Raw genomic sequence first — 24,235 nt, forward strand, 5'->3', positions numbered from 1 at the left:
AAACTTTCCGAGATTCCTGCGGAAGGGCTTGGTAGCCGGGAGTAAGCTGATCTGGACGCCTTCCCGCACTATCGAAGGAGCGCTCGCGTCGCGGCCGACATCCGCGACGTTCGACTCGTCCGCTGGGTGCCGCGGAGGGCGGATGCCTGATGATCCGGCGCCGGCCCGTTGCCTGTCGGGGCGCTGATCTGGTCGCGTGGCCGTCGAGTCGACACTCCCGGTGGCGGACGGATGGTCGGCGTCCAGGCGCCCGCCCACCTGGCCGCGGCACGGCAGCCTGCGACCGCATCATCGGCGCAGCCGGGCTGTCCAATCCAGCGCCCAACTGGCTGAAAACCCATGAGCGGCCGACGCGGGCCTTTGTGAATTACTCGATCGAATCAAGGGATTACACAATGTCCAGCAAAATGATCAAGACCGCCGCCGCGACCGCCCTGGCCCTGCCACTGTGCTTCCTCGCAGCGCCCGCCTCGGCGACCCCGGCTCCCGCGGAAGCGGCTCCGGTCTCCGCGTCCGTCACGCCCGCCGGAGGTTCCGTGATCCTCTGCCTGCCTCTCGGCAGTGTCGTCTTCTGTATCTGAGTACGCCGCACTCGCCGCGCGTACCGCGCGGCGTGGCGTCCGAGCCGGCCGTTCACGCGGTCGGCTTCGGCGCGCGGGGCGGCGTTGCGCCGTAGCGCTTTTCGCCACGGTTGCGACACCTGGCACTATTCCGGTCAATTCGTAGTTATCGCCGAGCGGATCGCGCGCGCTTGCGCACGTCAGGACCGATTGTCCTGGCCCGGTGAACCGGTGCTCCGTGCATTGGTCCCTCCCGCGTGCGCCAGCGCATAGCCAGCGATGTCACCGCAAGCTCGGCACGAACCTCATGTTCCGGGGGCCGAGCGTTGTGCCGAGTTCCCTATTTCGTTATCGATCGGACAATTCGGTCTTATTGCGGCAATTCGTCCGTATTCTGTCTGCGTATCGGGCGGGACCGGACAGCCCGGGTTTCCGCGCGATGAGTGAATGCGAGAGGGACCTGGATGGCACGCACGCAACAGTGGCAGGAGCGCGAGCGCTGGCCCGAGGCTTGGCCGGACGAGCGGGAACCGGAGGATCCGTTCCCCTTCGAGCCGCGGCCGATCGTCAATCCCTATGCGATCGTCGCGCTGGTGGCCGCGTTGCTCGCGTTGTTTCCCGTCGCGATCGTCTTCGGGTTCATCGCTTTCAGTCATCCGCGCGGACGGGTGATGGCTTGCTTCGCGCTGCTGCTCGGCGCGGCCGAGGTCGCGGCGGTGGCGGGGTTCTTCGTACTGTCCGGGAACATGTTGCCCGACACCGTTTCCCGCGCCAACCAGGCGACCGCGTCCACGACCGCCCAGGTCACGACGGTCGCCACCACCTCGGCGCCGACTCCGGTGGCCCCGCCGCCGACCACCGCGTCCCCGACCGCCACCCCGCCGACGGTGCGCAAGGGTGAGGCCTGCACCGAAACCCAAGCCGGGCTGATCGGCGCCGCATCCGACGGCGGAACGCTGCTGTGCCTCGCCAACGCCGCTTCCGACGACGGCTACCAGTGGTCCGGCCCGTACAACGTCGGCACCGGCATCTACGAGGCGGGCACCAAATGCGACTCCTCCGTCGCCAAAACCGGCCGCACCTCCGACAACCACGCCCTCGTCTGCGAAACCCAATCCCGCACTTCCGCTTGGGTCCTCTGGACGGAATAGGTCTCCTACTCCGCTTTCTTCGCGCGGCTGGGTTGGACCCGGGGTGGCTCGTTGGGCATTTTCGGGTATTGCGGGGGCCAGGGGGCGTCCATGAGGCCGGCGGCCATGTCGCGGTCGGACATTTCGAGGAGGGGGGCGATGGATTGCGGTTGGCGGTCGGACCAGGGGTCGCCGTGTTCGGCGAGGCGGGCGGGGACGGTCGCGATGGTGAGTTCGTCGGGGGCGACGGTGCCCAGGTCGTCCCAGGAGATCGGGGTCGAGACCTGGGCGCCGACCTTCGGGCGCACGCACCACGCGCCGAATACCGTTTTGTGGGGGGCGTTCTGGTTGAAGTCGATGAATACCCGTTGGCCGCGTTCCTCTTTCCACCATTGCGCGGTGATCAGGTCCGGGTGTCTGCGCTCGAGCTCCCTGGCCAGCGCGACTGCGGCCGCGCGCACCTGGTAGCCGTCCCATTTCTCCTGCAGCGCGACGTAGATGTGCAGTCCGCGCGAGCCGGAGGTCTTGACCCGGCATTCGATGCCGAGTTCGGCGAACAGGTCCCTGGTGAGCACGGCGGCGTGCCTGAGATCGTCGAAACCGATGCCGGGGGAGGGGTCGAGATCGATCCGCAATTCGTCGGTGATGCGCAGATCGGCGACATGGTTGGGCCAGACGTGGAAACCGAGGCACCCCTGGTTCACCGCCCACAGAATGTGCGCGAGGTCGTGTGCGACGAGCGCGTCGCTGGTGGTGCCGTTCGGCGTCGACACCTCCACGGTGTGCAGCCAGTCGGGCGCCGACTTGGGCACCCGCTTCTGGAACCACGACTTGCCCGACGCCCCATCGGGATACCGCTCCAGCAGCAGCGGCCGGTCGCGCACCACACCGAGGAACGGCTCGGCCACCGCCTGGTAGTAATGCACCAGATCGAGCTTGGTCTCGCCGCGCTTGGTGAAGTACACCTTGTCGGGATTGCTGATGGTGACGGTTCTACCGTCGACCTCGATGTCCACCGACGCCGTCATCGCGACGCCTCGGTGAAGATGGCGCTCAGCTCGGCGGGCGCTACCTCGTCCAGCTGGGCGTAGGTACACGATTCCGGCGTGCGATCGGACCGGAAGCGCACCAGCCTGCCGCCGTGGCGCAGCCGACCGGACTGCACGTGCTCGTAGCGAACCTCGGCCACCAGCTCGGGCCGCAGCGCCTCCCAGGACAGGTCCTTGCCGCCGGTCCAGCGGCTCACGCCCCCCGGCATCTTGCCCTCCGCCTTCGCCTGCGCGGCGGCGTCGGCCCAGTCCCGCCACGGATGGTTCGCCAAAGCGTTCTCCCGCAACGGTTTCAGCTCCTCGACGAGCGACTCGCGCTTGGCCGCGGTGAAACTGCTCGCCACCCCGACGTGATGCAGCCGACCCTCGTCGTCGAACAATCCGAGCAGCAGCGAGCCGACGCCCCGACCGTCCTTGTGCCAGCGGAACCCCGCCACCACGCAGTCGGCCGTCCGCTCGTGCTTGACCTTCAGCATCACCCGCTTGTCCTGCTGGTACGGCTGAGCATCGGCCTTGACCATGACCCCGTCGAAACCCGCGCCCTCGAACCGGGTGAACCAGTCCTCGGCCACGTCCGGGTCGCGGGTCAGCGGCGTCAGGTGGACGCGAGCCAGCGCGGTGTCCAGAATCGTCTCCAGCATTCGCCTGCGCTCGGCGAACGGTTCGTCGGTGAGGTCCTTGTCGCCGAGCGCGAGCAGATCGAAGGCGACGAAACTCGCGGGTGTCTCCACCGCGAGCTTGTTCACTCGCGACGCGGCCGGATGCAGCCGATTCTGCAGGGTGTCGAAATCCAGGCCGTGCTCGGTGACCACCACGATCTCGCCGTCCACGACGCATTTGTCGGGCAGCGCCTGTTTCAGCAGTTCCGCGACCTCGGGAAAATACCGGGTGAGCGGGCGGTCGTTGCGGGAACCGAGTTCGACGTCGTCGCCGTCGCGGAACACCACGCACCGGAATCCGTCCCATTTGGGTTCGAAGCTCAGGCCCGGCTCGCGCGGCACCGACGGCGCGGTCTTGGCGAGCATCGGCCGGACGGGTGGCATCACCGGTAGGTCCACACGTTCCTCCTCGGGTCTGGTCCTCACCCATGCCGACGTCGTGGCCGACGCGAATTCATCGGTGCTGACCGAGTCGTCCCGGTCGTGGGACAGGTTGCGCAGCGACGTTGAATCAGCCCGGCAATGAGAGACCGTCCCGATCCCAACGGTAAACCCGCCTAATCCAACCAGCCGTGTTGATCGGCGAAGGCGGTGAGGCGGTCGCGGATGGTGAGTATCTCGCCCGCGGTGAGCGCGGGGCTCGCGTCGAGCAGCAGTTCGGTGATCAGGCGCTTGTGCTCGGCGGCGGTGAGCTGGCCGGTCGACGACCGGTCCTTCTTGTGGCGGGACGGCGCGGCGGCCGCACCGCCGACCGCGCTGAGATTGATCGCCTTGGGGCCCCGGTCGCCCTCGGTGACGTCGAATTCGAAGACCCGCCCCTGGCGCAGTTCGTCCTCGTCCAGTCCGATGTCGTTCACGTGCACGAACACATCCGGTCCACCGTCTTCCGGTCGAATGAACCCGAACCCCCGAGAGCTGTCGAACGACACCAATTTCCCGATGGACACCAACACCCGCTCCTCGCCGCCGTCGCTACCCGGCCACTTTAGCTCGCATTATCCGCTTCGTCGTTCGAAAGCGCCTTTTGTGGAGAGTTCACCCCGTGCGTATCGCGATCTCTTTTCCGCCGGGAAAGGAAGCGCCGCGGGCATTCTCGATCGAGAATTCGCTGGAACAGTCTTGTGTTGAATACAGGCCTGTTCGACAATGGAGTATGGCCACGAGCACTCGGCGATACCGTTCCACCCTGCGCCAGGCGAAGGCCGACGAGACGAGGGCGGCGGTGCTGGCCGCTGCCGCCGAGCTGTTCGTCGCCCGCGGGTGGGCGGGCACCTCGATGCGCGACATCGCGGGCCGCGCGGGCTGCGCGGTGGAGACGGTGTACAGCAGCGTCGGCAACAAACGCGAGATCCTCAAAATGGTGCTCGACGTGGCCGTGGTCGGGGACGACGAGCCGGTGCCCCTGCTCGAGCGGCCGGAATTCCACGCCATCGCGGCGGGCGTCGTCCGCGAGCGCGCCGCCAAGCTGGCGGGCCTGCTCGAGACCGTGAACCGGAGATCGGCGGCGTTGCACCGGGTGCTGGCGCAAGCCGCGGCCGCCGATGCGGAACTGGCCGTCCTCGCGGCCCGCGACCGCGCGAATCGCTGGACGTCGATGCGGGCGGGGCTCGAGGCGGTGACGGGTCGACCCGTCACCGACGCCGAAGCCGACTCGCTGCGCGCTGTTCTCGGTGGCGAGGTCTACCTCGCGCTCACCGAGGAATCGGCGTGGACGCCGGACAAGTATCGAAACTGGGCGGCCGACACCGTGATTCGGCTGCTCGACCTCGCCGAGGAGTAATCGACATGACTTCCTCCGCAGACCTGGAACGGCCCGCCGACACCCGCGTGATAGGAATCGTGCATTCGGCGATGCGCCGTGATCTGCGCAGAGCCAGGAACGCGTTGAGCGCTTGGCCCTATCCGTTCGACGAGCAGCGCGTCGCGATCGCGGAACATCTGCTCTGGATCATGCGCTTCTTGCACCATCACCACGAGTCCGAAGACGAGTACCTCTATCCGCTGGTCCGCGAGCGCGACCCGGCCGCGGCGCACCTGCTCGACCGGATGCACGCCGACCACCGCGCCATCGAAATCGCCATCGACCGGCTGATCCGCGCGGCGGCGGTCTATCGGGTGAGCGCCGAGACCCGCGCCGATGTGCTCGCGGCGCTCGATCATCTGGAGACCGTGCTGTATCCGCACTTGGAACGCGAAGAGCACGAAATGATGCCGGTGGTCTCCGCCGTCGTCACCGAACGGGAGTGGCGGCGTTGGGCCGACGTGTACAACATCAAACCCCTCGGCCCGATCGAGCTTTTCGACGAGGGGTTGTTCCTCGTGGACGACGCCTCGCCCGCAGATGCCGCCGCGATCGGCGAGATGGTCCCCGCCGTCCCGCGTTGGCTGATGCTGCACGTCTTGATCAAGCGATACCGCAAGGCCGCGTTCCGGCGCTGGCACACCGCGGAATTCTCCCCGCTGCACGTCCCGCTGGGCGGCAGCGACGAGGTGTTCTGCTCTGAGCCGCCGGAGGCGGTGTGGGCGGTGCTCGCCGATGTCACCCGCGTCGGCGAGTGGAGCCACGAATGCCGCGAGGCCCACTGGCTCGGCGACAGCACCCGCGCGGAGGTCGGCGCCCGCTTCCGCGGCAGCAACAAATCGGGCATCTGGCGCTGGCGGCGCGTCTGCACTTGTACGGTCGTCGACAAACCACGAGAACTGGTCTGGGTGACCGACGGCGGCGTCTTCGGCGACAACTCCGAATGGCGCTTCCGGCTGCGGCCCACACCCGACGGGACCCGCATCGAGCAGACCTTCCGGGTGCTGGCCCTTCCGGTCTGGCTCGACTGGGTGATCTACCGATTCCTTCCCGCGCACCGCGATCGTTCCCGCGCGCTGCACGGCGATCTCGATCGGCTCGCCCAGCTGGTCGAGCGCGAATCGTCCTGAAACACTACGGGTTCATCCGGTACGCGCCCGCATGACCGAGCACCTCCGCGTAGACGCGATCGGCCCGCGCGGCGTCTGAGATCGGCTTGCGCAGCACGCTGAGCGCCCATTCCTGTTGCGCGGCAGTGGAAGACGCCTTGCCGAACACCCCGAGCGCGTAGGCCGAGAAGTCGCGGACGAACAATTCGAAGATGGCGTCCACATGATCGTCGGGCGTGCCCGCGATCTTCGCCTGCTCCAGGATCAGCTGGCCGTAGGGCAGCAGCGTGAACAACTCGCCGACGGCCAGCTGGTAGTCCAGATCGGTCAGCTGTTCGTCGGTGGCGGGCGCCTGCACCGGGAATTGGACGAACCGCTCCGCCTGCTCCAGGAACAGCGCGACGTTCGGCAGGTGACGGTAGTCGGCGAACGCGGGCCGCCAGTCGGCGAAGCGCACCTTGCCCAGACCCGCGGCGCCGGGCTGGCGGAACAGCGCCTCGTCGTCGCCCGCGTCCCGGCGCACCGGCACCGGCGGCAGGTCGGCGGCGTTGTAGAGGAAGCTCGGCATGAATTTCAGGGTGAGCGCCATGTTCACGTGCGCGGTGCCCTCCAGCCGCGGCATGGAGTCGATCAGGCCGCGCGCCATCGCGAAGTAGGTGTCCTTCTCGAAACCCTTGGCGGAGATGACATCCGAGAGCTCGCGGAAGGCGCGCTCGCCCTCGCGCGTCACCTTCATCTTGCCGATCGAGTTGAACATGACGAAACGCCGGTCCGCCGGGGACGATTCGCGCATGTAGTCGATGGCTCGCTCGTGGTAGAGCTTCATGGCGGTGATACGAATGTAGTTGTCGGACAGGATCTGTCGCACCTGGCCGAAGTCGGTGACCGGATGCCCGAACAGGATCTTGTTCGCCGCCTGATCGACGGTCTCGTAGAAGCAGTGCTGCACGATGCCGAGGGTGACCATGCCGATGTTGAACTTGCCGCAGTTCACCGCGGCCAGTGCGACGTCGAAGGCCTTGCGGCCGGTGTGCAGCACGTCGTCGGCGGTGACCGGGTAGTCCGCCAGATCGTAGGCGCTGACGTAGTTCTGGCCGTGAATGACGTTTTTCACCAGGGTGTAACTGGGGTGACCGCTGTCGGCGAGGAACCAGACGTAGGCGTCCGGGCCCTCGACGTCGGTGCGGCGGCCGATGGTCGGCACCAGTCGCGCGACATTGCCGTTGCCGATGTAGTACTTGCTGCCGTTCGCGATGAATCCGCCCGCGCCGTCGGGGGTGAGCAGCATGTCGGTGGAGTAGATGTCGGCGCCGTGGTCCTTCTCGGACAGGCCGAACGCGACGATGCCGCCACGGTCCAGCTCCTCGGCGGCGCGCGCGTGCGCCTTGCCGTTGGCGCTCTGCCAGATGGTGGCGAGGCCGAGGGTCGACACGCCCCACGCGTACCAGTACTGCGCGCCGTAGAACCCGGTGATCTCGTTGAACTTCGAGATGAACGCGGTGTCCCAGCGCTTGTCCGGATCGCCGCCCGCGTGCGCCTTGGGGGTGGCCATGTAGGCGAGGATCCGGGAGTCGGCCAGGTACGCCATCCAGTCGTCGTACCACTCGCCGCGGTGCGCATCGGCGGTGAGCGCCTGCTTGCCCTTGCTCTCGAAGAAGTCGACGAGCGAAGCCAGCAGCCGCCGGGTCGTCGGGTCGAATTCCGCGAAGGTGTCGGTCTTCGGATTGAACAGGGGCATGGCCGCGTTGCCTTTCATCTGAGGGCGTGTGCCATCAATTTAGAAGTGATGGCACCTGCCGTCAATTGTCTGTCGCGGTTTTCCCGGCAACGACAACGGCCCGCCGCCTCGGGCGAGGCGGCGGGCCGTGGGATCTCTCGGGTCAGGAGCGGTAGATCGAGCGATAGGCCGTGAGGGTGGCGACGCAGTGGTCCACGATCTGTTCGCGGGTCGCGCGCAGCGAACCGTTCAGCCACGCGGAGAACATTCCGGCATTGCCGCTGGCCATGCTCACCGCGGCCAGCCTGCGCCGGACCGGGTCCGCGATGTGGACGAACAGGTGGTCCTGGATCAGACGGGTGAAGGCGGGCATCACGGCGATGGTGGTCTGGCCGAGGCCGGTGCTCGAATACGGCTCGACGAGGAACAGTCGCGACTTGCGCGGATCCTCCAGCACCTTGTCCACGAGGACTTCCGACAGCGCCCGATCCCTGGACGGGTCGTCGGCCGAGGCGAACGCGGTCATCGGCTCCAGGAACTCCTCGGCGATCTGCCGGTACAGCACATCGAGCAGTTCGTCGCGGCTGCTGAAACTCTCGTAGAAATAGCGGTCGGTGAGGTTGGCGCGGCGGCACACCGCGCGCATCGTGACGCCCGCGGCTCCCGCCTCGCCGATCAGATCCAGCGCGGCCTCGAGCAGCGCGGCGCGCCGCGCCTCCCTGCGCTCGGTGAGCGTCGTCCCACCCCAGATGCGGGGACCGGCGTCCTCTGATTCCTGGCCTGTCTGCACCGATTCACAGTAATGCCTACCGGACATCGGCCGTTCAGGCCCCGCTTTCCAGCGCCATTCCGGCGTCGCGCCAGCTCACGATGCCGCCCTCCAGGCTCGCCGCGTCATATCCGGCGTGCCGGGCGAGCGCGGCGAAGCGCAGCGAGACCTCGCCGACCGGACAGACGAACACCACCGGCCGCGAGCGCGGGAACGGGACGCCTTGGCCCAGCATGTCGTCGAGCTGATCGTCGCGGATGTTCACCGCGCCGGGGACGTGCCCGATGCGATAGGCCATCGCGCCCCGGGTGTCGACGATGGTGGGACGTCCGGTGCGGTCCAGTTCCGCGAGTTCGGCGGGCGAGAGCCGTGGCGTGGCCGCGAGTTCGGCGGCCGTCGGTTCCCTGCGCCGGTCCGGCCGGTCGAACAGGTCCGGCCTGCGCTTCTTGAGGTAGGAGAGGTAGGGCTCGAGCCGATCGCAGACGATGATCACCGCGACCACCGGATCGCTCGCGTCGCGTGCCGAGAGGTCCAGCCCGGCAAGGGCTTCCAGGGCCGCCGCGTAGGCCGCGCCGCTCGTCGGCCCGGCCAGCACGCCGTATCCGGTGGCCAGCCGCAGCGTCGCGTCGACGGCGTCGCCGGACGTCACGGTGACGATGCGGTCGTAGAAGTCCGGCTGGAACAGCCCGACGTCCCACATCTCCGTCTCCGAGCGAATGCCAGGGATGAAATCCGAGCGCTCGGAAACCACGGCGATCGTGCGCAATTCGGGATTGTGCTTGCGCAGATAGGTCGCCGCGCCCCGAGTGGACCCGGTGGTGCCGAGCCCGCCGACGAGATAGTCCACCCTGGCGATGCCGTCGGCCGCGAGGTCTTCGTGGATCTCCCGCCCGGTCCCCAGACAGTGCGCCTCGACGTTCTTCTCGTTGGTGTACTGCGACGGATGATGGTACGCGCCGGGCTCTTTCGCCATGGTCGACTCGATCACCGAATACACGTCGTTCGGCGTGGTCGGGTCCGGACACTCGGAAAGCCCGGGCAGCTCGACGATATCGGTGCCGAGCAGTCGCAGCAGATCGCGCACCTCGGTGACCTTGATCCGATTGGTCACCGCGCGCAACCCGACGCCGGAGAGCCCCCCGAGCACCCGCAGCGCCTTGGCGGTGTTGCCGCTGGACGCCTCGATCAGGGTCTGGCCCGCGGCGGTGATCGCGTCCAGGTCGTCCCGGATCATGCCCCAGGCGACCCGGTCCTTGACCGAGCCGAACGGGTTGTAGGACTCCAGTTTCGCGTACAGCTCGACGTGCTCGAGCCCGTGGACCGCGGGGTCGAGGCGCAGCAGCGGCGTGTTCCCGATCAGCTCGGTGATGTGGTCGTAGCGCATCAGGGCGCCTCGGCTTCCCGCGACACCGGGGCGGGCCGTCGCGCCGACAGCGGGTCCGCCGCGACGTGCGGTTCGTAGTCGGCGTCCCGGCAGACTCGGAAACCGCCCGCCCGGTGGGCCACGGCCAATTTCGGCGGCGGTGGCTGCATCGAGGCCGAGGCCGCCGAGAGGTCCATATGGTAGGCGGCGGTGTTGGGGAAGACGACCAGATCCCCCGACCTCGGACGATTCGCCAGCCAGACCTTGTGGTTGGTGATCAGGTCGCGCTCGAGGCACAGTCGTCCGGCGAAGAACACTCCCACCGGCTCGGTTTCGCGCACCGGTCGCGGAGCGGGGGCGGTGTCGGCCGCCGAGCACGGCGCGGTGATCGCGCCGTCGCCGGACCACTCGCGCGGGACACTGCCGTGCGCGGAGCCGGGCAGCACGATCGGATCGACCATCACCTCCTGATCGGCGGGTGTCACCGCGTCGCGGCTGAGGTCGACGTTCACCAGCAGCGTGCCGTCCCCGAGTTCCTTGACGAACACGACCCGCGCCAGCGTCAGCCCGGCGTGGTCGACGAGGGCCTTGCCGGGCTCGAGCCAGAGATCGAGCAGATTGTCCGCGGCGACCTGGGCGACCGTGCGTCCGCCGTGCCGTTCGAGGGGCGAGGTCAGCAAGTCGGCGAGCATCCTGGTGGCCGGAATCGTGTTGGCGTACTTGTGGAACACCGGCGTGCCGTGCACCGCCCCGCCGTCGACGTGGTAGCCGAAGGTGTTGTCCCCCCAGCTCATCGGCTCGCCGCGACCGAGAAGCGACTCGCGCAGCGCGCGGACGTAGCCGTCGAACCGGTCGGCGTCGGCGGTGAAGACTTGGCGCAGACCGCCGCCGAGGTCGAGCACGCTGGGGGACAAGCCGTGCGCGTAGGCTTGCTCTACCAGCGCCAAGCAGGCGTCGACGGCACGCACCCGTTCGGCGTTCTCGCCGGTGTCGAGGTGAAAGGCGAAGCCGAGGAACGAGATTCGCCCGCGATGGGCGCTGAGCAGATCCAGGGCGTTGTCGACATGGCTCAGGGGCACCCCGAAGCGACTCAGCGGCGACCCGGGGAAGCCGGAGACACGAAGCAGCACCGGCACTTCGGCGCGATCACCGGCCAGTTCGGCGATCCGGCGCAGCTCCCACAGATTGTCCACGTTGATCGTCGCGCCGCGGTCGATCAGATCGCGCAGGAACGCCTCACCTTTCGGGCCGGTCACCTCGATGCGCATCGGCCCGAATCCGGCGCCGATCGCGCTGGCCAGCTCCTGCGGCGAGGCCACGTCGATGGCGATGCCGGCGTCCTCGGCGGTGCGGACGAAGGCGCGGGACTGATTGGCCTTGTGCGCGTAGCAGATTCGATAGCGGGGCAGCTCTCGGTCCAGCACGGCGCGCAAGTGTTCCAGGTTGTCCGCGAAGACCTGGGGGAAGACGAGGTGCACCGGAGACCCGAATCGGATCAGCGTCTCGTCCAACGCGTCGCGGGCGTCGAGAAAGGCACGAACCAGCGGATGGACCTTCGCTGGTAGCGCCGGTAGCGGCGCCGTCATACCGCGGATTCCGAAGGCTGCGCACTGATTTCGGCGTCGGCCGGATCGGGCTTGTCGGCGACCGGGTTGTACCCGCCGTCGCGCAGCGCCTCGAAGGCGCGCGCCCGGTTGCGCGGGCTGCGGAACTCGGCGACCACCCGCTTGCTGATCAGGTCCACCTCTGCCACCACGAGCCCCATCGACTCCAGCACACCGGTGATCGTGCGGACACAGTGCTTGCAGGTCATATCCGGTACGTAGAAGGCGCGATCCTCGGCCGTCACCGGATCGTCGGCGGTGCGTTCGTCCAGCGCCGCGGCGACCTCCACCGGGCGGCAGCTCGCCACGATCTCGGTGAACACCGCGACGAACCGGTCGACCACGATGGGCAGCAGGCTGTAGTGCGCGCCGTCGAGCTGATGCGGCATCGCGGCGAGGCAGGCCGGCCGGGTACCGGGCGGCAGCAGCGCGTACTGACGGGAAATGACGTCGAGATCCTCGTGGTACTTGGCGATCGCGTCTTCGACGCTCAGGCCCTCGACCGTGGTCGCGCGCCGCATGACAGTGTGCGCGTCGGCGATGGTGGCGTCCTTCATGGCGCGCAGCGTGGCCACCGATTCGGCGGTGTAGCGCACGGTGCCGTCGGGCTGGGCGGCCAGGGTCACCGGGATCATCCCGCGCCGGTAGGTGGAGGCCTGCAACTCCCAGAACCAGCGCGTCGCGACTGCCGCGAACAGGCCCGAATCCCGCATGCCCGTGGCGAATTCGATCGCGTCGCGGTAGGGCGTCTGCCGCGCGAGCAGCGCGTGCTGGGCGAGCGCGCGGCCGGTTGCCTCGATACCGACGCGGAAGATCTCGAGCGGTTCGTGATCGGTGGTGGTGCCCACCAGCACGGCGCGCTCCCGGCTGCCGAGTTCCTCGGCGCGGCGCACCAGCGCGGTATCGGCCCGCAGCGCGTGCCACAGCGCGAGGACTGTCTCGCGCATTGCGATCGGCACGAGCGGGCCGAGGCCGTCGGCGCGGTAGTGCCCGGTGTTGGGGATGCCGTCGCTGTCGGTCCACGCGATGCGGTGGGTGGCGGTGGTCACCTGATTCGGGCGGCAGGGCCGCATGAACCGCTCCATGTACAGCCGCTGCGAATACGTGAGATGGCTGTTCGCTTCCGGACGCAATGCGGCACAGGCGAATTCGACGCGTCGCGGATCGGGCGGCACCGGGACGTCGCCGAACAGCCCTGGCTGGGCGAGCCCGGCGAGAACCCGGGACGCCGCCCTGCGGTCGTAGCGCGGGGTGTCGGTGTTCACGTGACCTCCTCGGCAATCGTCGTGACGCAGGCGGTGAACCGGTCGATCTCGTCGAGGGTGTTGTAGATGTGCGTGCTGACCCGCACCGAGTCCAGGTCGTCGGCGCCGGGGCCCGCCGCGGGCGTGCAGTGCAGTCCGGTGCGCACCAGGAAACCCATCTCGCCGAGCACGAAACCCAGGTCGGCGGCACTGATTCCGGCGATGCGGAACGAGACGATGCCGTAGCCCGTCGCGCACGGCGCGTAGGCGGGCCCGGGCAGGAACTCCAGCCCGGGCGCCGCGCGCAGTCGCTCGATCAGCCGCAGGGAGAGCGCGCGGTTGTGCGCGGCGATGGCCTCGATGCCGAAGGACTCGAGCACGTCCAGCGCGCTGCCCAGTGCCAGGATGCCGGGGATGTTGTGGGTGCCGCCCTCGAGCAGGTCGGGCATCGCCGTGCCGACCAGCCCCGACTCGGTGAGCCGCACCCCCGAATTCCCGCCGGGCAGGAAGGGCAGCAGCCGATCGTGAATCCGCCGGTGGCAGTAGAGGAGCCCGACTCCGGGCGCACCGAACATCTTGTGCGCGGCGAATACCGCGAAATCGGCGCCGAGCTCGGTGACGTCGACCGGCAGGTGCCCGCCGCTCTGGCTGCAGTCGAAGCACAGCAGTACCGACGGATCAATCCGTCCGCGCAGTTCTTCCAGCGTGGTCACCGCGCCGTAGACGTGGTGCAGGTGGCTGGTGACGATCAGCCTGGTGCGCGGGGTCAGCTTTCCGAGGATGTCGGCGGTGTCGGCCTCGCCGAGTTCGGTGGTCCGGTAGGGGACCAGCTCGATGTGGCGGCCGAACCGGGTGAGCAACTGGCGTAGGTGGTGCCAGGGATGCACGGCGGAGGCGTGATCGCGCGGGTTGTAGAGGATTTCGTCGCCGTCGGCGAGCTCGGCCAGTCCCCACGACAGCGCGACCGCGTTGAGCGCCGCGGTGGCGCCCGCGGTGAAGACCACCTCGTCGGGATGTTCGGCGCCGAGGAACACCGCGGCGCGGGCGCGCACGTCCGCCACCCGCGCGGTCAGCTCGGTCGACCAAGCGTAGGTACCGCGCCCGGCGTTGGCGGTGCGGGAGGAGTGGTAGCGGTGGATCGTCTCGATGACCGGCAGCGGCTTCTGCGTGGTCGCCGCGCTGTCCAGATAGACCTCGGGCGATTCCGCCAGCGCCGGAAACAGCGCGCGCACGGCGTCGGCACGGACAGTATCGGTGCGGGGTGGTGGCGAAGCGGGGAACCGGTGACCGGGGGAGTGGCGCACGGTCGGGGAGCGGGTGAAGTGCGAGCCTGGCGCGGGTGACCGCAACGTGACGCTCCCTTCACGCCGATGCCCTGGACACCCACCAACGATACGCACTTTTCCCGAGGTGATCGAAGAATTCAGGTGGACAACGTCTTTCACGCGCTAGCCTGGACCGCATGCCATTGAGCCAGGACGAGCGTCAGCGATTTCTCGCAGAGCCGCACATCGCGGCGTTGGCCGTCGCGGCGGGCCAGGATCGCGGCCCGCTGAACGTGCCGATCTGGTATCAGTACGCACCCGGCGCCGAGGTGTGGGTGCTGACCGGCCCGGAGTCGGCGAAGATGCGGCATATCAGGCAGGCGGGCCGCTTCAGCCTGATGGTGCAGCGGCTCGAGCCCACGGTGCGTTACGTCAGCGTGGAGGGGCCGGTCACCCGGATCACGCCGATGACCGACGAACTGCACCGCGAGATGGTCGCCCGTTACCTGCCGCCGGACAAGGTCGACGCCTACCTGAAGGCCGCCGAGGCGTACGGCGAGCAGGTCGCGGTGTACATGCGACCCGAGCGGTGGCTGTCCGCCGACCTGGGCGACCTGTCCGCGCTCTAGACAGGGCCTGGGCGCGCGAGTTCAGTACCGGCCCTGGAGATAGTCGACCAGGTGCTGGCGTTCGGTCGCGAGTTCGGAGATCGCGCTCTTGACCACGTCGCCGATGCTGACGATGCCGATCAGTCGGTCGTCCACGACCACAGGCAGATGCCGGATCCGGTGGTCCGTCATGATTCGGCGCAAACTGTCGACGTGGTCGTCGGGCGCGCAGGTGCGGACCTCGACGGTCATGATGTCCGCGACGGGCGTGTCCAGCAGGTCCGCGCCGAGTTCGTGCAGGCGGCGCACCACATCGCGCTCGGAGACGATGCCCGCGATCCGCATGCCGTCGGGGGACACGACCACCGCGCCGATGTTGTGCTCGGCCAAAGCGGCCAGCAGGCTCCGCACCGTCGTGTCGGGCGGAACCGTGGCGACGTCGCTACCTTTCCTGCGCAAGATCTCCGCGATTCGCATACTTTTCACCATCCAGACTCACGGGGTTCCAGTCTCGCAAGTTCGGCAGCGGGTGACCAGCACGAATCCGCATCGTTGCGCGGGCGATATCTACAAACGCCGCGCCACGCTGCGGTCGAGGTCCCTGGCCAGCAGGGCGATGGCCGCCTGTGAGATGCCCGCCGAGGTGGCGAGGTCGATGGTGGTCAGCTGTGCGATGCGGCGCAGCCGGTAGTCGACGGTGTTGGGATGGACGTACAGCTGGCGCGCAGTGAGCTGGCGGTTCATGTCGTTGCCCAGGTACGCACGCATGGTGTCGAACAGTTCGGGGTGCGCGTCGAGCGGGTCGAGGATGGTCGCGATCCGCCGGGCGGCGGGCCCGCCGCGGGTGAGCTGGTATTCCACGGCCAGGTCGGACATCTGATACAGCCCGGCGGCGCGGCCGCCGACGCGGACCAGGTTCAGCAGTTCGTGGGCCTGCTCGGCGGAATCCGGGATCCGATCGGTGTCGCCGACGACGACGGTGGCGGTGAGCGGCACCTCGGCGCCCGCGGAGAGGGTGTCGAGCAATTCCGCGGTGAGCGCGGGGGTGTCCTCGCCGAGCGGAATGAGCAGCGTGCCGCCCTTGGTGGAGAGCAGGGCGAGCGCGCGCGAGCGGAAGACCGTTGCCAGCGCGGACTGTAGTCGGCGTAGCTTGCGGCGGGCGGCGACCTGCGCGTCGACTCGCGGGTCGCGCTCGTCCGGATGCTCCGGCACCGAGAGCGCCACCACTTGGTACGCCTCCGCGATCGGGATGCCCGCCTGCCTCGCGAGCGCGGAACTGCCGCGACCGCTGAGCAGGGCGGAGGCCAGCGTCTGCGCCGCGGTCTGGTGCTCGCGGGCGACCAGGTGCTGCTCGTCGACGTAGGCGTCGGAGACCGCGGCCGTGATGACCTCGAGCAGTTCCAGCATCAGATCGGTCGCGACGATCAGCTCGTCCACGTCGTCGGCCTTGGCGCCCTCGGTGACCAAACCGAAGGCGATGCGCAGGCCCTCGTGGTAGGCGCGCAGGATGGTGCCGAGCGGGACGGCCTCGCGCGCCCACTGCGCCGCGACCTCCCTGACCTCGCCGAGCTGGGCGTCGTCGGGCACCGTCCGGCGATCGAACATCTCGGCCGCCAGCGCGAGGCAGAAGCGCGTCACCTTGGTGACGTCGCCGCGCATCTGCTCCCCGGGCAGCGTGCGGCACGGCGCGACGCAGGTCGCGAAGTACCCCACCATGCGCGAGGCGACCCCGTCGGTGTTCTGCAGGGGCACCGATGCCGGCTGTCCGCCTATTTCGAGCGCCGTTGCGGACGTGTCGGCGGACAGATCCAGCGCGGTGAAGGTCATACGTAGTGCTCCAGTGCCACATCGGACGAAATAGAACTGCGCCCGAATCGTTGCATCACTATACGAAACGGTTATGGGCAGGGGGAGGGTTCGGTGAGATACGTTGCATCGCACCACCGTTGTGCATAGTTCCGAATGCAAGCTTCGAAATCGCGGTGACCGGCGAATCGGCGCTCGGATCGGTTGCATCGGCGTCGGCGTATCAGACGGCCGCAGTCGATCGCGCCGATGTGTGAGCCCTCGGAGTCGCCGCGCCCTGCCGCCGAGCGCGGCGGACCTATGAAGCGGGCGCGTTTCGGTTCTCTGGCTCTCCCGCGGGGATGTCCGGTCGACGCCTCGCTGGTGCGCGGCGCCGACAGGCTCCCGTGCGGCGGCCGAGTCGTCGGCGCCGGGGATGGCTCGCTCCCGAGCCGGGCTCTATCCCCCTCCGTCTTCCATTGCGGCGCTGTGGATTTCGCGTTCTATCGCCACCGCCGCATAGTGCTGTCCGCAGGCACGCAGCTGGGCGATGCGACGGTGCACTGCCTCGGTGCCGTAGACGGCGGCGATATCGGCGACGCCGAGTCGGCGGGAACGATGTAGCGACTGATCCATGGGAAAGACCTTCGGGCGGTAGCGAGGAGTCCTCGTGGCAACGCTGGCACGGGCTCGGTGAATCTCCTCTGTTTTCGGGCCGAGTGTAGGTGCGTGTTCGATACAGATGCAAGTACAGATGCGCGAACATCGCTGTGCGATAACGGTTTTGACAACGCGCCGTGATCTTGGACGGCCAACTGTCTCGGCCAGCGGCCCTCGTAGCGCATGGCGTGTGATCCGGGAGTGAACCTTCTCGTCGACAGTGGCGTGGATGCGCCGCCTCGACCGCCGCGCCCTCTTGTCTCGAAACCGTTGTTGGCCGCGGATCGCGGTGGTACCGTCCAGACACGTGTCCAGGTATCTGTCTCAACGGTTGTATCCGTCGGAACGGTCTGGGCGAACCCGTTCTCGAAATCGAGGTGTGTGATGACAGCCAGGGTGTCCGCGCCCGGCGAGGGGAGGGCGCCGTGAAGATCTCCGTCGACCTCGACCTGTGCCAGGGCCACGCCGTCTGCCAGTCCGAGGCGCCCGACGTCTTCGCCGTGCCCAAACGCGGCCAGGTGGAGATCCTCGAGCCGAGCCCGGACCCGGAACTGCGCGAAGCGGTCGCGAGCGCGATCCGCTACTGCCCGACCAGGGCCCTCTCCCTCGCCGACGACGGCGAGACCGACGACGCCGCGAAAGGTGCACACTGATGGCCGCTTACGACCGCGCCGAGCTCGACGAGATGATCCGCCGCTGGATCGTCGAGAACCAGCGCTGCGAGGAGAAGGGCGACTGGAAGCCGCTCGCCGAGATGTACACCGTGGACGCGACCTACGGCTGGAACTACGGTCCGGCCCAGGAATTCATGGCGGTCGGACGCGACGAGATCCGCGATATCGCGCTGGGACAGGAGATGTCGGGCCTCGAGGGCTGGACCTACCCGTACCAGGAGTTCGTCGTCGACGACCGCAGCGGGACCGTGATCGGTTTCTGGAAGCAGGTCGCCGACGCGCAGCGCCCCGACGGTCGTCCGTACAGTCCGGAGGGCATCGGCGGCAGCTGGTTCCGGTACGGGGGCGATTTCCAATGGTCCTGGCAGCGCGACTTCTTCGACTTCGGCAACGTCTCGGCGTTGTTCCTGGAGATGATCACGAACAACGCGCTGACCCCCGGCATGCAGCAGCGCATCGCCCGCTCGACCTCCGGCACGCCGCTGCCCGGCTGGTACCGCGTCGGCGAAGCGCCCGCCTCGCTGTGGTGACGGCGATGAGCGCGATACCGAGCCGCTACGCGCGGTTCTCTCGGCAGACGTTGGCCGCGTTGGTACCCGAACTGCTGTTGTGCGGGCACCTCATCGACCGTTCCGGCATGGCGCACTCCATCGCCGCGTTCGGCAGAACCGGCATGGCGGAGGTGGCCATCGAGGAGTGGCGGCTGGCCAGTCCCGTGTACACCCGCAGGATGCAGCGGGCGCTCGGCTTCGCGGGCGACGGCGTGGCGACCATCTTCAAGGGGTTGCAGCTCGACATCGGCGCGCCGCCGCAGTTCATGGACTTCCGCTTCCGGGTGGACGACCACGAGCACGGCGAATTCTGGCTCGACCACTGCGGCGCGCTGGCCGACGTCGAGCCGATGGGTGAGGACTTCGTGGTGTCGATGTGCCACGACATCGAGGACCCGACCTTCGACGCGACCGCGCTGGCGACGAACCCGCACGCGCAGGTCCGCCCCATTCACCGCCCGCCACGGCGGCCCGCCGACCGCCGACCGGTCTGCGCCTGGCGGGTCACCATCGACGCGGCCAACGAACCGCCGCCGGTGCCGCGCGACGCGGCCGTGGTGGCCGAGTCCGCCGCCGCGCGAACCGTATTGGCGCCCATCGATCCCGCCGACGACGGCCGGTGCGACTACGCCGGACCGCTGCTGAGCGACCTGCGTTTCGCGGACTTCTCGCATTCGGCGCTGGTGCGCATGGCCGAGGAGGTGTGTCTCCAGCATCATCTGCTGACCCTCGGTTTCCTGGTGGCCGTGCGGGCCAAGGCCGACGCGCCGGCCGCGACGGAGATCGTGCGCAAACAGTTCACCGGCATCGCCGGACTCACCGCCGACCGCATCCGGCGCTGCCTGCGGCTCGGCGACGACGCGGACGCCCTCGCCACTGTGCTGGCGGCGCATCCGGCGCTGAACCCGTTGCCCTATACCGGCATCACCATCTACGGCACGGACGACACTGTGCGCCTGCGTATTCCGCGCGACAGCGGCGCGGGCGCCGACGGCGCGTGGCCCGCGCTGCTCGATCCCGAGCACCTCGCGCCGCTGGACGCGCTGGCTCGGGCGGTGAACCCGCGCTGGTTCGCCACGGCCGTCGACGGCGACGACGGTGTGCTGACCGTCGATTTCGAACTCGCCGACCAACCGTTCCGCGAGGCCGCCGAAGTCGCCATCACCCGATTCAGCACCGGCGCGGACTTCGCGTTCACCGATCGCGGAAAACCCTTGCCGCTCACCGTGGTGTGACGGCCGACGAGCGAGACACCAGATGGCCAACAACTTCGCCGACCTCTTCGAGCACGCCGTCGACGCCATGCCGGACCGGACCGCGGTACTACAGGGCGAGCGTCGCGTGCGCTTCGCGGAACTCGACGCCAGGGCCAATCAGTTGGCCCACCACCTGGCAGCCTCCGGCCTCGGGGCGGGCGCGCACATCGGATTCCAGATGCACAACAGCGTCGAGACCATGGAGACGTTGATCGCCTGCTTCAAACTCGCCGCCGTGCCGATCAACATCAACTACCGCTACGGCCCCGCGGAACTCGCCTACGTCTACGACAACGCCGACCTGGACGCGCTGGTGTACCACGCGTGCTACTCGGAGGCGGTGCGGGAGGCCAGATCTCGGGTTCCGCGCGTGCGGCACGCGCTGCGCGTCGAGGACGACACGGTCCACCCGGCCGACGACGGCGCTGTGCTGTCCGAGAGCGCCGTGCCGTCCGAGAGCGCCGTGCCGTACGAGAGCGCGTTGGCGAATCGTCCGTCGGCGCGGTCCTCCGTCCCGCGCGGACCCGACGACCTGTTCATGATGTACACCGGCGGCACCACCGGCCTGCCGAAGGGCGTCATGTGGCGGCAAGAGGACATGTGGCGGGTGCTCGGCGGCGGCATCGACTTCTACACCGGCGAACCCGTGGCCGACGAGTATCAGCAGTCGCGCACCGGCGCCGCGGGCGACCCGAGCACCTGGTTCGTGCTGCCGCCGCTGATCCACGCCGCGGCGATGATGCCGACCTTCACGGCGCTGTGGTCGGGCAACGCGGTGATCTTCCAGCGCCGCTTCGACCCCGACGCCGTCTGGGCGGGGGTGGCCAGGCATCGGCCGCAGGTGCTGGTGATCACCGGCGACGCCATGGCCCGTCCGCTGATCGACGCCTACCGGCGGCGACCGGTCGACGCGTCCTCGCTGCTGGCCATCGCCTCGGGCGCCGCCCTGCTCTCGCAGGCGATGAAGAACACCCTGCTGGAGACGTTCCCTTCCGCCGTGGTGTCCGACTCCATCGGATCGTCCGAAACGGGCTTCGGCGGAATAGGTTTCGCGCAGAAGGACGACGATCCCGCGCGCGGCCCCAGGGTGCGCACCGGTCGTGGCGCGGTGGTGGTCGACGACGACGGACATCCGGTGCCGCTCGGCGCGGAAGGCTGGCTGGCGAAGACCGGCGCGGTGCCGCTCGGGTACTACAAGGATCCCGGCAAGTCCGAACGGCTGCTCCAGTCGGTGGACGGCGCGCGCATCGTGGTGACCGACGACCGGGCCCGCGTCGAGGACGACGGCACGGTGACCCTGATCGGGCGCGGCAACATGGTGGTCAACACCGGCGGCGAGAAGGTATTCGTCGAAGAGGTCGAGGGCGTGCTGAAGGCGCACGCGCAGGTCTACGACGCGGTGGTGGTCGGGGTGCCGCACGAGCGCTGGGGCCACCAGGTAGCAGCGGTCGTCGCGGGCACCGAACCCGGCCGGATCGATTTCGGTGCGCTGGAACACCACGTCCGCGACCATCTGGCCGGTTACAAGGTGCCCAAACAGATCTGGGTGACCGAGGTGATCGTGCGCTCACCGAGTGGCAAGCCCGACTACCGCTGGGCTACCGACTACGTCGCGGGCCGCGCGCCCGATCACCGATCCACGTGAAACGGGTCGCTCTGCGCCGCAGGGCATTCCATCCCAGGAGGTAGACATGACCGCAGCGTCGTTGCCCGCGGGTTTCGACTTCACCGACCCCGCGCTCTGGCAGAACCGCAGCCCCGTCGAGGAGTTCGCGCTGCTGCGCCGCACCGCGCCGGTGTGGTGGAACGCCCAGCCCGACGACACCTCGGGCGGATTTCGCGACGGCGGATACTGGGTGGTGAGCAAGCTCGCGGACGTCAAGGAGATCTCGCGCCATCCGGAGCTGTACTCCTCGCAGCGCAAAGGCGCCATCATCCGGCTGCCGGGTGACATAACCCCGGAGCAGATGGAACTCACCGGCGCGTTGCTGGTCAACATGGATCCGCCCAAACATTCCAAGATTCGCCGGATCGTCGCCAAAGGATTCACCCCGCGCGCGGTCGAGAGCCTGCGCGCCGCGCTGACCGAGCGCGCCGAACGCATCGTGCACGCCGCGAAGCGAACGGGCGGAGGCGATTTCGTCCAGCAGGTGGCTTGCGAGCTGCCGCTGCAGGCGATCGCCGAACTTCTCGGTGTGCCGCAGGAGGATCGGCGCAAGGTCTTCGACTGGTCGAACCAGATGCTCAACTACGACGATCCCGAATACGGCGATCCGACCGTCGCCTCCGCCGAAATCCTCGGCTACGCGTGGAACATGGCCGAGCAGCGCCGCGCGTGCCCGGTGCACGACATCGTCTCCGAGCTGGTGCACGCCGACGTCGACGGCGAGGCGCTGGCCTCCGACGAGTTCGGCTTCTTCGTGATCCTGCTCGCGGTCGCGGGCAACGAGACCACGCGCAACGCGATCACGCACGGCATGAAGGCCTTCGTGGACAACCCGGAGCAGTGGGAGATCTACCGCGCGAGCCGTCCGCGCACCGCGCCCGACGAAATCGTCCGGTGGGCCACTCCGGTGACGGCCTTCCAGCGCACCGCCACCGAGGACGTGGTGCTCGGCGGGCAGCGCATCCGCGCCGGGCAGCGGCTCGGATTGTTCTACAGCTCGGCCAATTTCGACGAAGACGGGTTCACCGACCCGTTCGCCTTCGATATCCTGCGCGATCCCAATCCGCATGTCGGCTTCGGCGGAACGGGCACGCACTATTGCGTCGGCGCGAACCTGGCCCGGCTGGAGATCGACCTGATGTTCAACGCTCTCGCCGACGCCATGCCGAACCTGCGCCAGGCCTCGGATCCGGTGCGGCTGCGGTCGGGCTGGATCAACGGCGTCAAGAGCTGGCAGGTCCGCTACGACTGAGACGGCGACACTCGAACGGCCGCGACTCGCCGCCGCGGCCGTTCGAGCGTGTCCGTCGGAGCTCCGATCCGAACCGCCCCGGCATTCACCCGTTCTGCCGGAGACCGCGCCTGCGGTAGCGCACCCGGCAGGGCTGCTGCAGCTGCACCACCATCTTCGAGTGGTCGTTGCGGTAACTGTCCGAGGGCTGGGCCATCTCGAACTCCCAGTCCCGCAACAGGATCGAGAAGATCGCCTTGAGCTGCATGAGCGCGAACGCGGCTCCGACGCAGCGGTGCTTGCCCGCGCCGAACGGGATCCACGTCCAGCGGTTGACGATGTCCTCCTGGTTCGGGTCGATATAGCGGCCCGGATCGAAGGCGTCCGGATCGGGGAAGTCCTCGGGCAGCCGGTTGGAGATGGCGGGCGTGGCGGCCACGTGGTCGCCCTCGGCGATGTGGTGACCGCACACCTCGAAATCGCCCCTGGCCACCCGCATCAGGATGATCAGCGGCGGATGCAGTCGCAGCGTCTCCTTCAGCACCGCCTCCAAGCGCGGAATCTGGCGCAGCGCACCGAAACTCACCGGCGAACCGTCCGCGTACAGCTCGTCCAGCTCAGCGACGACGTTGCCAAGCAGCTCGGGGTGGCGGAGCAGCTCGATGACCGTCCACGCCGCCGTGCCGGAGGTGGTGTGGTGACCGGCGAACATCATCGAGATGAAGATGCCGGTGATCTCGCTGGCGCTGAAGCGCGGTTCGCCGTTCTCGCCGGGCACCGAGACCAGCACGTCGAGCATGTCGCGGTCGCCGCGGTCGGCGGGACGGGCAGACCGCTTGTCCATGATTCCCTGGACGAGCTCGACGAGCGCGGCGCGGGCCTCGTCCCTGCGGCGGAAGCTTTCGATCGGCGCGTAGGGGTCCACATAGGCCAAGGCGTCGGTGCCGCGCTCGAGTTCGTGATAGAGATGCGCGAACCTGCCATCGAGTTCGTCGCGGAATTTCACGCCGATCAGGCAGGCCGAGGACGTGTAGATGGTCAGCTCGGCGAAGAAGTCGAGCAGGTCGATCTCGCCCTCGTCGCCCCAGCGCGCGAGCATCCGCTCGACCTCGGTGGCGATCGTGCCCGCGTGCCCGCGCATGTGCTCGGCGCGCAGCGCCTGGTTGTGCAGCATCTCCTTGCGGCGTTCCGGGCTGGCGTCGAAGACCACCCCCTCGCCGAAGATCGGCTTCATGAACGGATAGGCCGCGCCCTGGTCGAGATCCTCGTCGCCGGATCGGAAGAAGAATTCGTTGGCTTCCGCCCCGGAGAGCAGGACGACCCGCTTGCCCGCGAGTTCGAAGGCGCCGATATCGCCGCACTCGGCGCGCACCCGGCGCATCAGCGCGATCGGGTCGGAGCGGAACTCCTCGAGATGTCCGTGCTCGTGCTCGCCGCCGGAGACGCGCTGTGGTTTCACCAGAGTCATCGGAAATCCTTCCACAGATACCTGTCCAGACATATGCTGGACACGTGTCTGGACAGTACTACTGTC

23 protein-coding genes are annotated in these 24,235 nt (G+C 68.4%); 10 read left to right on the forward strand and 13 right to left on the reverse strand.

All coding sequences use genetic code 11. The features are described 5' to 3' along the window. Positions 1-395: 395 nt before the first annotated feature. Entirely contained in the window at positions 396-581 is a 186-nt protein-coding gene (locus tag AB0H49_RS03425) for a hypothetical protein (RefSeq protein WP_357246662.1), read from the forward strand. 443 nt (positions 582-1,024) lie between these two features. Beyond that, complete coding sequence (locus tag AB0H49_RS03430) at positions 1,025-1,711, forward strand: hypothetical protein (RefSeq protein WP_357246666.1); 687 nt, start codon at positions 1,025-1,027, stop codon at positions 1,709-1,711. 5 nt (positions 1,712-1,716) lie between these two features. On the opposite strand, the gene ligD is transcribed toward AB0H49_RS03430, so the two are convergent. From ligD to AB0H49_RS03445, 3 genes are all read right to left on the reverse strand, one after another. After that, positions 1,717-2,718, reverse strand: a complete 1,002-nt coding sequence (ligD, locus tag AB0H49_RS03435) for a non-homologous end-joining DNA ligase (protein WP_357246669.1) — start codon at positions 2,716-2,718, stop codon at positions 1,717-1,719. Next, positions 2,715-3,797 carry an ATP-dependent DNA ligase gene (locus AB0H49_RS03440; RefSeq protein ID WP_357246672.1) on the reverse strand — a complete coding sequence of 361 codons (1,083 nt, stop codon included), beginning with the start codon at positions 3,795-3,797 and terminating at the stop codon, positions 2,715-2,717. Before AB0H49_RS03440 ends, ligD begins: the two co-directional genes overlap by 4 nt. A gap of 158 nt (positions 3,798-3,955) precedes the next feature. Then, a complete protein-coding gene (locus tag AB0H49_RS03445; protein WP_253811062.1) occupies positions 3,956-4,351 on the reverse strand; it encodes a cold shock domain-containing protein in 396 nt (131 codons plus the stop codon). A gap of 200 nt (positions 4,352-4,551) precedes the next feature. On the opposite strand from AB0H49_RS03445, the gene AB0H49_RS03450 reads away from it, so the two are divergent. Both AB0H49_RS03450 and AB0H49_RS03455 read left to right on the forward strand, forming a co-directional pair. Then, the gene (locus tag AB0H49_RS03450; RefSeq protein ID WP_355003600.1) at positions 4,552-5,178 is read left to right on the forward strand and encodes a helix-turn-helix domain-containing protein; all 627 of its coding nucleotides are present in this window, start codon (positions 4,552-4,554) and stop codon (positions 5,176-5,178) included. Positions 5,179-5,183: 5 nt separating this feature from the next. Beyond that, positions 5,184-6,329: a hemerythrin domain-containing protein gene (locus tag AB0H49_RS03455; protein ID WP_357246676.1), complete on the forward strand. Its 1,146-nt coding sequence runs from the start codon at positions 5,184-5,186 to the stop codon at positions 6,327-6,329. A 4-nt stretch (positions 6,330-6,333) separates the two neighbouring features. On the opposite strand, the gene AB0H49_RS03460 is transcribed toward AB0H49_RS03455, so the two are convergent. The 6 genes from AB0H49_RS03460 to AB0H49_RS03485 all read right to left on the reverse strand — a co-directional run bounded on the left by AB0H49_RS03460 (position 6,334) and on the right by AB0H49_RS03485 (position 14,354). Beyond that, positions 6,334-8,064 (reverse strand): acyl-CoA dehydrogenase family protein, encoded by a 1,731-nt coding sequence (locus tag AB0H49_RS03460; protein ID WP_357246679.1) that lies wholly within the window; start codon positions 8,062-8,064, stop codon positions 6,334-6,336. Between the two features lie 124 nt (positions 8,065-8,188). After that, positions 8,189-8,815: a TetR/AcrR family transcriptional regulator gene (locus tag AB0H49_RS03465; protein ID WP_355003597.1), complete on the reverse strand. Its 627-nt coding sequence runs from the start codon at positions 8,813-8,815 to the stop codon at positions 8,189-8,191. A 34-nt stretch (positions 8,816-8,849) separates the two neighbouring features. Further along, on the reverse strand, positions 8,850-10,178 hold the full coding sequence (locus tag AB0H49_RS03470; protein ID WP_357246682.1) for a pyridoxal-phosphate dependent enzyme: 1,329 nt from the start codon (positions 10,176-10,178) through the stop codon (positions 8,850-8,852). Further along, complete coding sequence (locus tag AB0H49_RS03475; RefSeq protein ID WP_357246685.1) at positions 10,178-11,743, reverse strand: alanine racemase; 1,566 nt, start codon at positions 11,741-11,743, stop codon at positions 10,178-10,180. The genes AB0H49_RS03470 and AB0H49_RS03475 overlap by 1 nt, the downstream gene beginning before the upstream one ends. Then, positions 11,740-13,026, reverse strand: a complete 1,287-nt coding sequence (locus AB0H49_RS03480) for a heavy-metal-associated domain-containing protein (protein WP_357246688.1) — start codon at positions 13,024-13,026, stop codon at positions 11,740-11,742. Before AB0H49_RS03480 ends, AB0H49_RS03475 begins: the two co-directional genes overlap by 4 nt. Then, positions 13,023-14,354, reverse strand: a complete 1,332-nt coding sequence (locus AB0H49_RS03485; RefSeq protein WP_357246691.1) for an aminotransferase class V-fold PLP-dependent enzyme — start codon at positions 14,352-14,354, stop codon at positions 13,023-13,025. Before AB0H49_RS03485 ends, AB0H49_RS03480 begins: the two co-directional genes overlap by 4 nt. Before the next feature lie 113 nt (positions 14,355-14,467). On the opposite strand from AB0H49_RS03485, the gene AB0H49_RS03490 reads away from it, so the two are divergent. Further along, positions 14,468-14,899, forward strand: a complete 432-nt coding sequence (locus tag AB0H49_RS03490) for a pyridoxamine 5'-phosphate oxidase family protein (protein WP_355003592.1) — start codon at positions 14,468-14,470, stop codon at positions 14,897-14,899. Between the two features lie 21 nt (positions 14,900-14,920). Here AB0H49_RS03490 and AB0H49_RS03495 read toward each other — a convergent pair whose 3' ends face one another. The 3 genes from AB0H49_RS03495 to AB0H49_RS03505 form a co-directional block, all read right to left on the reverse strand. Further along, the gene (locus tag AB0H49_RS03495; protein WP_355003591.1) at positions 14,921-15,355 is read right to left on the reverse strand and encodes a CBS domain-containing protein; all 435 of its coding nucleotides are present in this window, start codon (positions 15,353-15,355) and stop codon (positions 14,921-14,923) included. Between the two features lie 90 nt (positions 15,356-15,445). Continuing rightward, complete coding sequence (locus tag AB0H49_RS03500) at positions 15,446-16,705, reverse strand: helix-turn-helix domain-containing protein (protein ID WP_355003590.1); 1,260 nt, start codon at positions 16,703-16,705, stop codon at positions 15,446-15,448. Between the two features lie 417 nt (positions 16,706-17,122). After that, positions 17,123-17,299 (reverse strand): hypothetical protein, encoded by a 177-nt coding sequence (locus tag AB0H49_RS03505; protein ID WP_355003589.1) that lies wholly within the window; start codon positions 17,297-17,299, stop codon positions 17,123-17,125. 449 nt (positions 17,300-17,748) lie between these two features. Here AB0H49_RS03505 and AB0H49_RS03510 point away from each other — a divergent pair, with 449 nt between their 5' ends. The 5 genes from AB0H49_RS03510 to AB0H49_RS03530 are packed head-to-tail and all read left to right on the forward strand — an operon-like array spanning position 17,749 to position 22,722. Further along, entirely contained in the window at positions 17,749-17,976 is a 228-nt protein-coding gene (locus tag AB0H49_RS03510; RefSeq protein ID WP_355003588.1) for a ferredoxin, read from the forward strand. Beyond that, on the forward strand, positions 17,976-18,527 hold the full coding sequence (locus AB0H49_RS03515; RefSeq protein ID WP_357246697.1) for a nuclear transport factor 2 family protein: 552 nt from the start codon (positions 17,976-17,978) through the stop codon (positions 18,525-18,527). The genes AB0H49_RS03510 and AB0H49_RS03515 overlap by 1 nt, the downstream gene beginning before the upstream one ends. A gap of 5 nt (positions 18,528-18,532) precedes the next feature. After that, a complete protein-coding gene (locus AB0H49_RS03520; protein ID WP_357246700.1) occupies positions 18,533-19,783 on the forward strand; it encodes a hypothetical protein in 1,251 nt (416 codons plus the stop codon). Between the two features lie 22 nt (positions 19,784-19,805). Further along, positions 19,806-21,449, forward strand: coding sequence for an acyl-CoA synthetase (locus AB0H49_RS03525; RefSeq protein ID WP_357246702.1), 1,644 nt, complete (start codon positions 19,806-19,808; stop codon positions 21,447-21,449). 46 nt (positions 21,450-21,495) lie between these two features. Next, a complete protein-coding gene (locus tag AB0H49_RS03530; protein ID WP_357246705.1) occupies positions 21,496-22,722 on the forward strand; it encodes a cytochrome P450 in 1,227 nt (408 codons plus the stop codon). A gap of 85 nt (positions 22,723-22,807) precedes the next feature. Here the strand turns inward: AB0H49_RS03530 and AB0H49_RS03535 are convergent, their stop codons facing one another. After that, positions 22,808-24,169, reverse strand: a complete 1,362-nt coding sequence (locus tag AB0H49_RS03535) for a cytochrome P450 (RefSeq protein ID WP_357246708.1) — start codon at positions 24,167-24,169, stop codon at positions 22,808-22,810. Positions 24,170-24,235: the final 66 nt, after the last annotated feature.

Origin of the sequence: Nocardia sp. NPDC050713 (genome assembly GCF_040654315.1) — a bacterium.
Taxonomy (GTDB): domain Bacteria; phylum Actinomycetota; class Actinomycetes; order Mycobacteriales; family Mycobacteriaceae; genus Nocardia.